General features: G+C 34.9%; 5 protein-coding genes. 3 read left to right on the top strand and 2 right to left on the bottom strand.

All coding sequences use genetic code 11. The features are described 5' to 3' along the window. Positions 1 to 626 precede the first annotated feature (626 nt). Together LQU93_RS09555 and LQU93_RS09550 are read right to left on the bottom strand one after the other, a co-directional pair. Complete coding sequence (locus tag LQU93_RS09555) at positions 627 to 3,173, bottom strand: TonB-dependent receptor plug domain-containing protein (RefSeq protein WP_229933659.1); 2,547 nt, start codon at positions 3,171 to 3,173, stop codon at positions 627 to 629. A 667-nt stretch (positions 3,174 to 3,840) separates the two neighbouring features. Next, positions 3,841 to 6,174, bottom strand: coding sequence for an autotransporter outer membrane beta-barrel domain-containing protein (locus LQU93_RS09550; RefSeq protein ID WP_229933658.1), 2,334 nt, complete (start codon positions 6,172 to 6,174; stop codon positions 3,841 to 3,843). A 292-nt stretch (positions 6,175 to 6,466) separates the two neighbouring features. Between LQU93_RS09550 and LQU93_RS09545 the strand changes: the two genes are divergently transcribed. Genes LQU93_RS09545 through LQU93_RS09535 form a run of 3 tightly spaced genes read left to right on the top strand, consistent with a single transcriptional unit; the run spans position 6,467 to position 9,365 of the window. Continuing rightward, positions 6,467 to 6,688: a DUF4492 domain-containing protein gene (locus LQU93_RS09545; RefSeq protein WP_229933657.1), complete on the top strand. Its 222-nt coding sequence runs from the start codon at positions 6,467 to 6,469 to the stop codon at positions 6,686 to 6,688. 39 nt (positions 6,689 to 6,727) lie between these two features. Next, on the top strand, positions 6,728 to 8,245 hold the full coding sequence (locus tag LQU93_RS09540) for a cytochrome ubiquinol oxidase subunit I (RefSeq protein ID WP_229933656.1): 1,518 nt from the start codon (positions 6,728 to 6,730) through the stop codon (positions 8,243 to 8,245). A 1-nt stretch (position 8,246) separates the two neighbouring features. Further along, positions 8,247 to 9,365 carry a cytochrome d ubiquinol oxidase subunit II gene (locus LQU93_RS09535; protein ID WP_229933655.1) on the top strand — a complete coding sequence of 373 codons (1,119 nt, stop codon included), beginning with the start codon at positions 8,247 to 8,249 and terminating at the stop codon, positions 9,363 to 9,365. Positions 9,366 to 9,823 lie beyond the last annotated feature (458 nt).

Here is a 9,823-nt window from a genome sequence, read left to right as displayed (position 1 = left end):
ATTTAATAAAAAATATTATATTTTAGTTTTATTTTTAAAATTAGAATATGAATTTAAAAAATATACATTTAAGTTTATAAATTAATAAAATCGTAAGTTTTATTAATCAAATTTAATTAAAGCTATTTTTGAAATTCTAAACATAATTAAAAGCTCTTGTTATGACAATGAAATTTAACTCAGTCAAGTTTCTCTTATCAATTTCATAAAGATTATCTAGCTTATTAATCTAAACCTCACTTTACTTCGTTTGTAGCCACAAACAAAGCAAGGCAAATTTATTATTTTAGTGCTTTTGTGTGATGAGCATATCCACAAGTTTGTTTTGCACCAAAAATTTCTTACCAAATTTTTTAATTAAAGAGCACAAGAGATTTGATAAAGAAATTTAAAAACAGTTAAATATAGAGTTTTAGATTAAAAAGTGTTGTCTTATAAATTTACAAACATAACAAGCAAGGCAATTGATGGCTTTTAATTTGCTAAGCTTTATCGGTTGAGCAATTTTAAAAGCCATCTAAACGACATATCGGCACTGTTTAATCATAATGTATTGCTTGGCGATTACTTCGCCTATTTGCGAAGTCACGGACGCTAAATGTTTAGCGTCTTATAAACGACTTTGCTTACCACTTAATCCCAGCTTCGAGCCAGAATTGTCGCCCAGGCTCAAAAGCCACTCTTGAGCCATCACTTGTTTGAAGTCCGCTTTTGTTTATGCGATCAAGCACGTTTGTAATATCTAGATTTACAAACACACTCATGTCCTTTGGTAGCTTTTTCTCATATCCTATACGTGCATCATATGTCAAAGCCTTGCCTAAATTTACACTCTCATACACATCATAACTTGTGTTGTTTATTTTTGCAGTGCCTGTTTTGGCAATAGCATCTCTTGCACCTTTGTAGGTAATGAAATTTGATATTGTTAAATTTGTCTGTGGTATTTTTGAGACAGTTGTTAGCCTAATGGTCCAAGGTATAGAAAAATCGCCAACAGGCAAGTCGCCATACTCCATTATCTCGCCATTATAAAATACCTCTTTTTGTATTAAGCTATCTGATACATCGTAATTTTTAGCATTTGTTTTGGTTTTAAATCTCTCATACGAAAGCTCTATATTGTGACTTGTTCCGATAAATTGTATAGGATTAATTGTGCTTAGTGATATCCTGTATGTATTCGTATCGCTCTTGCCGTTATTTGTATACATATAGCAAGAATTTGCTTTATTATAGCCTTCGCCACATTCTAAATTCAGTGCTTTGGCTGTGGTTTTTGTGATCTGGTCTCTGCCTTTTCGCTTTATGTATTTATAATCAATTTGAAAATTTGAAAATTTTTGAGCAATACCAAATGACGTCTCATCATCATATGGTATATTTAAATGGCTAAATTTCGTATTGCTTTTGCCTCTTGGATTTTTATCTGGCGAAAAATCTTGCGATGCTTTGGTTCGTCTATTGTATTTTACAAGTGACATTTGTCCATCTTTTAGTCTAAACCCAAATATATTTCGTCCATGATAGCGGTTTTTGCCAAAGCTTAGCACCGTTTTTTCATCATCAAACACATCATAGCTCATGCTAAATCTAGGCGAAATAGTCTTTTTATCCATGTAGCTATCTCCGCCAAATCTCACGCCAGGTCTAAATGTAAATCTACTAAGTTTAATTTGATCTTGTAAATAAAACGCCCAAGAATCTTGCTCTACCGACACTTTTCCAGGACCATAAACTTGCTTGTATGTAAGAAATTGTCCTTTTTTAAATTTACCATCTGTTGTAGGCACAGATGAGCAGTATTGATCTTTGCATGTGTCGCCATTTAGGTCTTTTGGTTGCCCTGCTGCTATAAATTCTTCTGGTATTTCGTAAAAAGTCTCTTGTTTTTTAAGCTCCAAACCAGCTATGATGCTATGATTTGAGCCTAAAAAATCAAAATCATTAAATTTTAAGTCGTTTGTAAAAGTTAGTGTTTTTTGCACCTGATTTATATCTCCAAGTGCACCTTCTGCAGAATTTCCCTTTTCTGAGCCCCAGTCTTTATCAGCCGAGTGTTTCCATGTTAGGCTGTATTGATTTTCAGAATCCCTTGAAGCTTCTAGTTTTGAGTAGCTTAGTTGAGACTCCATCATCATAAAATCAAATTCATATTCGGTATTTAGTGCCGCAGTAAATCCACCACCTTTTTGATACATAAATGAGTCTTTTGCATTATTTCTATGCACTTTTGCCTTTTGCGGAGCATATGTTATCATTGGACGCAATGTCAGTCTATCAGTTGCATACCAAAGCGATTTAATGAAATAATTATCGATATTTCGTTTTTGCTTGATAGTTTGCTCGGTGTATTTTTCGTTAGTTGAGCTTGATTTATAAGCACGAAGTGGTATGATTGATTGCTTGTTTGTATAAGCAAAGAGCAATCCAAAATCTTGCGTTATAAAGCCTTCTAAATTTAGCTTTGTAGTGTATTTTTTAAATTTTGGCTGGTTTGATGCATCAGATGATTCTGTGAAAAATTCTGCATCATTCCCGCCATCGATGTGATATTTCGTCCAAGTATCTCTGGTATGCGACATTGAAATTTTACCATGAAAGCCCTCTTGTGGATCTCTTGTTTTAGCATCTATCACGCCACCTGTAAAACCTCCGTATTTTGCTGATACATCGCTATCATATACATCGATACTCTCAAGCAAATCAGCGTCAATTGCCATGCCCTGAGATGCTGAGCTAACTGGATTCCAGATGTTATTAGCATTGCTAAGATTTCTATTTGCTGGATCTATATCATTATTGATATTCATTCCATCAATCATAAAGTTATTTTGATAATGTTTTGCACCGTTTATGCTTATTTCTGCTGGATCTATCTCGCCCATGGTGGTGCTTTGGCGGTTAGTGTTTGAAAATTTTACCGCTGGATTTGTGCGAAGTAGGCTTGTGATGTCGCCATTTCCACCCAGACTTGCCTCGATCATTTTGCGATTTATTGTAGTTTTGCCACCAAACTCACTCTTTGCAGATATGCTACTACCACCCCTTATGGACGAATTTGTCACATTTGCATCTACATTGACATCGGCTATCTCATAAATTTCTTGTGCCAAAGTGTCGCTATATAACATCAACGCCAAAACCAACGACATACCAAAACCACGTCTCATAAAATAACTCCTTAAGATTTAATATTAGTATTGTTTATTAAATAATGATATTAAATATCTTTACAATGATATATAAATATTTATAATAAAGCACTGAAATTTATGTAATAAACAAGACAAAATTACACTTTATGATACGAATAAGCCTACAAATGCGATTAATATAAGATGTTTTAGTAAATTTAACTTAAACTAATTCTAATAACGATGTGCATTTAAGCTTATATCGTCTGCTTTTAGCAAAGTAGAGATTGCAATTAATCGCAAGAAATAGCATTTGCAAAGATACTTTAATTTGCTTCATAAGTGAGTTGTTGCTGATTTTAGCATAAAGCTTATAATTGTTTGGTTAATCACAAAGCAAAAGCTCATTGCAAAAATTTAAAATGAGTTGCTTGTAGCTTTAAAGCAAACTCACATAATGCAATAAACACACGCCAAATACAGCTTAACAAAATTTCAAGGTATTAAAAAGCAATTTTATATACTTAAAAGGGTGAAATTAATACAAAAATCAAAAAATTTGCATAAAGTTTATTAAACTAGTTAGAAAATTTACTTAAGCTTATTTTTAAATATAGACAAAATATTTTATTGCTAGATAAGTTATATAAGAGATCTTGCAGACATCACAAAGACATCCGCAAGATAGGATTTAATATCAAGATTAAAACTTAAACTCGAAATTTACGCCACCAGTTACACCCTCTCTTTTGCCGCCTAAGCCTTGTAGGTTAAAGTCGATTGTAAGAGGCTTATATTTAGTCTGCACTTTCATGCCAAGCTCACCGATAGCGGTGTTGCCTTTTAGAGTTGGTGCTTTGATTTTTTCATTTTGAGTTAGGTTTGTAGATTTTGCGTCTGAGTTAAATTCTCTCTCAAATGCCACACCAACATAGCCCTTAATAGTATCGTTAAATTCTTTATTATATCTTGTGCCTACCCTAGCTCTAATTGAGTTTGAGTTATGAAATTTGATCTTTTCGCCGATTACGCTAATTGTATCGGTATTTAGCCTTGTTAAGAAAAGTTTCGTATATGCATCGATATTTTGGCTATCATCTATATCAAAAATTTTACCAAATCCCAAATGTCCGCCCCAGTAAATTCTAGCACTCTTAAACTCCGCTCTTACGCCTGGATTTACATCATCGCTTTTGTAATCAGACCAGATTTTACCGCCCCTGATACTAGCTTCTGTGTAGTAGCCATTTGTTAGATCAAATTTTGCCATTAAGCCTGTGCCTAGATATTTGCTTTTGCCATCGCCTTTTGCCGAACCAGCATTGCCAAAGTTGTTGTAGCTATCATAGTTGCCGATACCAGTTTCGATAAATGCACCATATGTAACCATATCATTTGCTTGTTTGCTTGCACCAACAATCACACTAAAGCCCTTAACATCTACGTGTGAGCCTGAGTTTAGACGCACATTTTGACCGCCCATACTACCGAAACTAGCAGTCTCGCCACCACTTGTTTGTGCTGCACTTACCGCACCTTTTAATCCACTCGAGACAGCCAATTCGCCACTTTCATTTACCATGCCACCCATCATAGCACTAGTTTCGGCGATATTTTTTTGCTTTGGGTTGTCCTGCACTTCAGATACTTGAGCGATTATTTTTGTTATCTTTTCTGCACCTGGTGCTTGAGTAGGTGGCTGAGTAGCCGCACTACCAGTGCTACCTTGTGGTGTGCCTGTGTTGCCTTCAGCTTTTAGTGTAAATGTAAATATCTTTGAGACGCCACTTACCGTTCTTATGGTTCGTGCTTTATCATCTAGGGTGTTTGTCATATCTTTTGGTGGAGTTATCTCGCCATTTATTTTATCGATCAAAGTTACTATATCCCCTAAATTAAGACTATTGATACCACCACTCATCATTACGCCTATTTTAGTTTTGCTTAAGTCTGTCTTGCCAGTGCCTTCAAGTGATAAAATAGTGCGTGATGCTTTTAGACCTGGTTGCAATATAAAGTTAATAAACTCAAAATTTGCAATATCTTTTACCTCCAAGTCCGCTACATGCTTTATAATTAGAGTGTTTCCACTAAAGACATCGGCTTGGCACCCAGTTTGATTTGTTTGTTGAACTCCCCTAGCAAGACTGTCATTACTACATGCACCGCCATATATCACTGTGCTATCTTTTTTAAATTTTATACGTTGATCTTGGTTACTGCTACTACTTTGTGTTGCTATATTTTGTGAGCCATCTATCGTTACGATGTTTTTTGTCGCTTTTATGTTATCTTTTTTGCCACCAACGCGTGATCCAAATACGCTTCCTTGTATATCTGCAGTGCCACTTATGGTTACTTTATTACTATACGCTGAGCCTTTCTTGTCATTTGAAGCACCTAATACGGCGTTAGTTATTTTACCGCCTGAGATGATAACTTCGTTATTATGCATGTCGCCTGCTTCATCTAAGGAAGAATCATCTCCAGCACCAATAGCCAATCCAACCTCTCCGCCACTTACGGTTACTTTGTTTCTATATGCAGTGCCCGAATTGTGACCTATTTGCCCACCATATACTATTCCAGCCTTGCCATCTTTAATCTCTACTTCGTTTTCATATGCTGATCCGAAATTTGAATATCCACCAGTTAAAGATACCCCAGCTTCTCCATTTTCTAAAATAGCTTTGTTGTTGTATGCATTTCCCTGCGTTGTGACACCAGCGTAACCAAAATCTCTATACTTTCCATTTTTTATTGTAAAGACGTTATTATAAACACTTTTGTCACTTTCTTCTGTTCCTAAGACACTCTCAGGATTTACAACATCTGCTCCATTTGGATTATAGTTAAATGTTAGGTTGTTGTTATTTGTTCCAGTAAACTGAAAATCATATCCACTAGCACCAGGCACGTGAGATCTATCTTTTAGGTATTGCTCTGCTCCGTCTTTTTTGCCTTTGTATTCAAATGTGGTAGCATTGGCACTCAAAACACTACAAACAATAGCACTAATTAATATCTGTTTTCTCATGCTTTATTTATCTCCTTGTTGATTATTAATTAAATTTTGGGATTTTACATTAAATAAACTTAAAATATTGCATTAATTAAAAAATAATAAAATTTTATATTTTGTAACACCAAATATTAAGTTGTTTTTGTATATCTTGGTGGCTTATTATTTTAGGGTTTGTTGTGAGTATTAAAAGCGACGATTAGATATCTCTTTGCTAGGCATAAAAGTCTTGTAAATTTACATAAATAAAACAAAGTTTTAAATTTTAAAATCAAATTTTAAGTAATATTTTTATATACTCGCTTTTATGAGTAGTAATTATTTAGTTAAAATTTTTAAATTTTATATTGATGGTTTTCGCTCGATGGGCGTTGGTCGTAAGCTTTGGGCGATCATTTTTATAAAGCTTTTAATTATGTTTGGTGTTTTGAAGGTGTTTTTTTTCGATGAGACGATAAACACAAAATTTACAACACAAGATGAAAAAAGCGAGTTTATACTAGACAATCTTACAAAAGATTACAACTAGAAAATTATCACTACACTTAATTAAACACAAAGGAAAATCATGCCAGAGTTAGCCTCCGTTGATTGGTCTAGGGCTCAGTTTGCCCTTACGTCAATTTATCATTTTTTATTTGTTCCGCTTACGCTTGGACTTAGCTTCATAATAGCAATTATGGAAAGCATATATGTCAAAACAGGCAACGAACAGTGGAAAAAAATCACAAAATTTTGGCTTAAGCTGTTTGGTATAAATTTCGCCATAGGCGTTGCCACTGGTATAATTATGGAGTTTGAGTTTGGCACAAACTGGGCAAATTACAGCTGGTTTGTTGGCGATATATTTGGTGCTCCTCTTGCCATTGAGGGGCTTATAGCTTTCTTTTTAGAAAGCACGTTTTTTGCTGTTATGTTTTTTGGTTGGGATAGAGTGAGTAAGAAATTTCATCTTATCTCAACCTGGCTTGTCGCAATTGGCTCAAACCTAAGTGCCATGTGGATACTTGTCGCAAATGGCTGGATGCAGTATCCAATCGGTATGCAGTTTAATCCAGAAACAGCTAGAATGGAGATGCAAAGCTTTTTAGAAGTGGCTCTTAGCCCGGTTGGGTTTATTAAATTTCTTCACACAGTTACAAGCGGATACACGATATCAGCACTATTTGTGATAGGAATTTCGGCGTGGTTTATACTAAAAGCAAAAGACGTCGTAATGGCTAAAAAATCAATGATAGTCGCAGCTTCGTTTGGGCTTGTGACATCGCTATTTTTGCTATTTAGCGGTGATGAGAGTGCCTATCAAGCAACTAAAGTCCAACCTATGAAATTAGCTGCGATGGAGGGGCTTTATAAAGGCGATGAAAGACAGGGATTAGTCGCATTTGGCGTGTTAAATCCTGATAAAAAACCAGGAGATAGCGAAAAAACATTTTTGTTTGACATCGAAGTGCCTTACATGCTATCGCTTCTTGGAAAACGTGATATAAATGCATTTATCGCAGGGATCGATGATATAGTATATGGCAACGAAAAACACGGCATAGAGAGTGTATCAAGCCGTATGGCAAAAGGGCAAATTGCTGTATCGGCTTTAAAAGAATTTAAAGACGCTAAAAAACTAGGCGATGTGGCAAGAATGAACGAGGCTAAAAAACTGCTTGATGAAAACATCGCACATCTTGGATATGGCTATTTAAATACCCCTGAAGAAGCCGTGCCACCAGTGGCTTTGACGTTTTATAGCTTTCATATCATGGTTGCACTTGGTAGCTATTTTATAGCGTTGTTTTTTGTTGTTACGTTTTTGTGCATGGCAAACGATATCACTAAATTTCGCAAATTGCTTTGGATTTGTTTATTTACCATACCGCTTGGATATATCGCGGCTGAAACAGGCTGGATAGTCGCTGAAGTGGGTCGTCAGCCATGGGTCGTTCAGGATTTAATGCCGACTAAAATCGCCGCTACAAATTTAGCCGATACAAATGTCAAAATTTCATTTTTTGCATTTGCAGCGTTATTTACGGCACTTTTAATAGCCGAGATCAAAATCATGCTAAAACAGATCAAGTTAGGATTTTAATATGCTAAGTTTAGAATTTTTACAACTTTATTGGTGGTCTATAGTTAGTTTGCTTGGCGGACTTTTGGTGTTTATGATGTTTGTCCAAGGTGGGCAAACGCTAGTTTTTAGCATAGCAAAAACAGAGCTAGAAAAAGACATGATAATAAACTCAGTCGGCAGAAAATGGGAGCTTACATTTACTACGCTTGTTATGTTTGGCGGTGCGTGTTTTGCGGCATTTCCGCTGTTTTATGCAACAAGCTTTGGCGGTGCGTATTGGGTGTGGCTACTGATACTATTTTGCTTCATCATCCAAGCTGTAAGCTACGAGTATAGAAAAAAACCAGATAACTTTTTAGGTCAAAAAACATATGAAATTTTCTTATTTATCAACGGCTCATTAGGCGTGATTTTAATAGGCATGGCGGTTGCTACGTTTTTTAGTGGTAGTGATTTTTTACTAGATGAGTATAATTTCGTCCAATGGCAAAGTAGCTTTAGAGGTCTTGAAGCACTTGCAAACCCATGGCTATATACGCTTGGATTTAGTTTGTATTTTCTATCTCGAATTGGCGGTGCCTTATACATCATAAACAATATAAATGATGAAAATATCCGCACAAATGCTAGAAAAGCAGTGCTAAAAAATACAATATTTTTCTTGCCATTTTTCTTAGTTTTTCTTGGCTGGATATTTAGCAAAGATGGCTTTGAATACGATATAAACGGCTTTGTTGTGATGAGTGAGTATAAATATTTTAACAATTTGCTTCAAATCCCAAGCTTGTTTTTTGTGCTTATACTTGGCGTATTATTAACGCTTTATGGCATCTTTAAAGGGGCATTTACGTCTAGCGTTTATGGCATAGTTTATTACGGTGTAGGCGTTAGTTTGGCTGTAATGGTGCTATTTTTAATCACAGGCGTAAATAACACAGCATTTTACCCATCTTACGCTGATTTACAAAGCTCTTTAACTATCAAAAATGCTAGTTCTAGCCATTATACACTTGACGTTATGTTTTATGTTAGTCTTGTTATTCCATTTGTGCTTGGGTATATATTTGTGGTATGGCGTGCAATTGATAGCAAGAAAATCACAAGCGATGAGATCAAAAATGACCATCATGCGTATTAAGGAGAGATGATGATATCGGCATTAGTTTTTTGTTTTTTATGGATTTTATCAATATATCTTGGGTATAAATTTGTTCTTTTAAATATAAACGAAATAGAAAAACGAGAAAAAAACGCATAATTTTAGGGGGGTTTCCCCTATTTTACAAAGCTTCTTTAGATGTAAAATTTTAAATCAATATTAAATTAATCAAAATGTATCTCATTCAGCCTAATGGGCTAATAAGCTAAAACTTATATATTTTAGTGAGATAAAGTTGTTATTTTATATCAAAGGCAAAGCGTAACAATATTAAAAAGCACAGCAGATGCTTTAAAAAAAGTAGGCTTTATAACAAGCTTTGCAAACATAAAACCCCTTAATCTAAAATCAAGAAAGATTAACTTAGATCTAAACCTAGGGGTCATAGATAAAATTTCAATCAACAATGATGATAACCAAAGACACAGAGCTATGCT

Source organism: Campylobacter majalis (assembly GCF_905120465.1).
GTDB lineage: Bacteria > Campylobacterota > Campylobacteria > Campylobacterales > Campylobacteraceae > Campylobacter_A > Campylobacter_A majalis.
This window is presented reverse-complemented; position numbering and strand designations above follow the sequence as displayed.